We start from the raw sequence: 2110 nt of genomic DNA, 5'->3' as shown, positions 1-2110 counted from the left end.
GGTGCTCTACCAACTGAGCTACGTCCGCATTCGCTCCGCGCTTCCGTGCGGTGCGGACACCACTATAGCCAACCCTGGGAGCGTGCGATGCGCGCCGCCGCGTGACGGTTCTCCGCACCGAGCTTCAGCGCCGCCGCCGAGAGGTAATTGCGGACCGTGCCCGGCGTCAGCGACACCCGCTTGGCGATCTCCGCGACGGACGCGCCGTCCTCGGCCAGTTCGAGGACCTCGGCCTCGCGCGCCGTGAGCGGCGAATCGCCCGCGCTGATCGCGTCGGCCGCCAACTCCGGGTCCACGTACCGGCTTCCGGCGTGCACGGCACGGATGATCTCCGCCAGTCGCTGCGCCGAGACCGTCTTCGGGACGAAGCCGCGGACCCCCGCCTCCAGGGCCCGCTTCAGATGTCCCGGTCTGCCATGACCTGTCACGATCATGGTGCGGCAGCCGGGCAGTTCGGACCGCAGCGATGTGGCCACCATCACACCGTCCGCCCCCGGCATCTGCAGGTCCAGCACCGCCACGTCCGGCCGGTGCGCCCTCGCCATCGCCAGCGCCTCGGGTCCCGAGGCCGCCTCCGCGACGACCTGGAGATCGTCCTCCAGGCCCAGCAGCGCGGCCAGGGCCCCCCGGATCAGGTGCTCGTCGTCGGCGAGCATGACCCGCACGCGCCCCGTGCCCCTCTCCTCGCTCATGCGCCCCTCCTCTCCTCGCCGCCCACCGCCAGGGCGGCCGTGGGCCCTTCCGCCGGCTCCTCGGCGCCGGTGCCGTGACCCGGCAGCGGGATGCTCGCCGTCAGCCGGAACGTCCTGCGCGCGTCGTACAGGGAGGACACCGTGCCGCCCAGCGCCGCCAGGCGCTCCCGCAGCCCCGCCAGCCCCGAGCCGCCCCCGGAGGACGGACCGGCGGCGCCGGCGGCGCGCACGCCGTCGTTCTCCATGACCAGCACGGCCGCCCCGTCGGCGACCCGCAGCCGCACCGTGCAGCGGCTGGCCTCCGCGTGCCGCAGCACGTTCGTCGTGGCTTCGCGGACCACCCACCCCAGCGCCGACTGGACGGCCGGCGGCAGCTCCGCCCCGCCCGCGTCGTCGATCCGGCACTCGATGCCCGCCGCGGCCAGGACGCCCCGGGCCCCGACCAGTTCGGTGTGGAGGGCGGCCTGGCGGTAGCCGCGCACCACCTCCCGCAGCTCCCGCTGGGAGTCCCGCGCGATCCGCTGGACCTCGCCCATCTCGTCCACCGCGGCGGAGGAGCCCCGCCGGGAGAGCTGTGCGGCGAGCTCGCTCTTGAGCGCGATCACCGCGAGATTGCGGCCGAGCACGTCGTGCATGTCCCGCGAGAACCGCAGCCGCTCCTCCGCCACCGCCAGCCGCGCCTGGGTCCCCCGCGCGGCCTCCAGCTCCCACAGCACGCGCAGGAACCAGGCCGAGGCGCGCACGGCGGCCATGCCCCACACCCCGAGCGCGAACACCAGCGAGGCGGCGATCAGCACGGCGACCAGCACGGCCGGACCGGGATCCCGGGCGGCCACCACGGCGAGCGTTCCCCCCACCACGAGCCCCGCCAGCGCGCACCCGGCGAGGTAGGTGCGGATCCTGCGGGTGAGGAGGCTGTACGAACCGAAGACGATCAGTCCCCCGTGCAGCAGCACGGTCGCGTTCGCCGTGACGTGCCTCACCCCCTCCACCCGCACCACGGCCACGAACGCCGCAAGGGTGAGCACGAAGAAGACCCCGGAGACGCCCAGCCCCCACCACGGGGCGGGCCGCTTGCGCAGGTAGTGGTCCAGCGAACGCCGCAGCAGCCCCACGCCCTGCGCGCACTGGACGAGGCACAGCCCCAGCAGCAGCCACACCGCCGGGCCCGGGCGCCGTCCGGATCCGGAGAGCCAGGACAGGGCGGTGGTCAGCGGGAACAGCCACGGCAGCCCGTAGAGCGTCCACCGCATGTAGCTGTCGACCTGGGCGACCTTGCTCCGCCCCCGCCACTCGCGCACCCACGACCGCATGCCCATGCGTCCGTCCGCCCCCTTGTCACCCGATGTCCCGGCTGCCACCCGGATGTCCGGTCGCCGTTGAACGACGAAGGCCCCGGTCGATTCCCGACCGGGGCC

The 2110-nt window shown here is 74.5% G+C and carries 2 protein-coding genes; both read right to left on the bottom strand.

What is annotated here, in order from left to right:
* Positions 1–62 precede the first annotated feature (62 nt).
* On the bottom strand, positions 63–692 hold the full coding sequence (locus tag LE181_RS31655) for a response regulator transcription factor (RefSeq protein WP_225665044.1): 630 nt from the start codon (positions 690–692) through the stop codon (positions 63–65).
* The gene (locus tag LE181_RS31650; protein WP_225665042.1) at positions 689–2011 is read right to left on the bottom strand and encodes a histidine kinase; all 1323 of its coding nucleotides are present in this window, start codon (positions 2009–2011) and stop codon (positions 689–691) included. Before LE181_RS31650 ends, LE181_RS31655 begins: the two co-directional genes overlap by 4 nt.
* Between the last annotated feature and the right edge of the window lie 99 nt (positions 2012–2110).

Source organism: Streptomyces sichuanensis (assembly GCF_020328095.1).
Lineage (GTDB): Bacteria > Actinomycetota > Actinomycetes > Streptomycetales > Streptomycetaceae > Streptomyces > Streptomyces cinnamoneus.
Note: the sequence above shows the minus strand (reverse complement) of the source record. Positions and strands in the feature narration are given on the sequence as shown.

Bases quoted from the DNA above. Each gene is read 5' to 3' on its own strand.
- LE181_RS31655 (WP_225665044.1), bottom strand. From the start codon at position 692: ATGAGCGAGGAGAGGGGCACGGGGCGCGTGCGGGTCATGCTCGCCGAC.
- LE181_RS31650 (WP_225665042.1), bottom strand. From the start codon at position 2,011: ATGGGCATGCGGTCGTGGGTGCGCGAGTGGCGGGGGCGGAGCAAGGTC.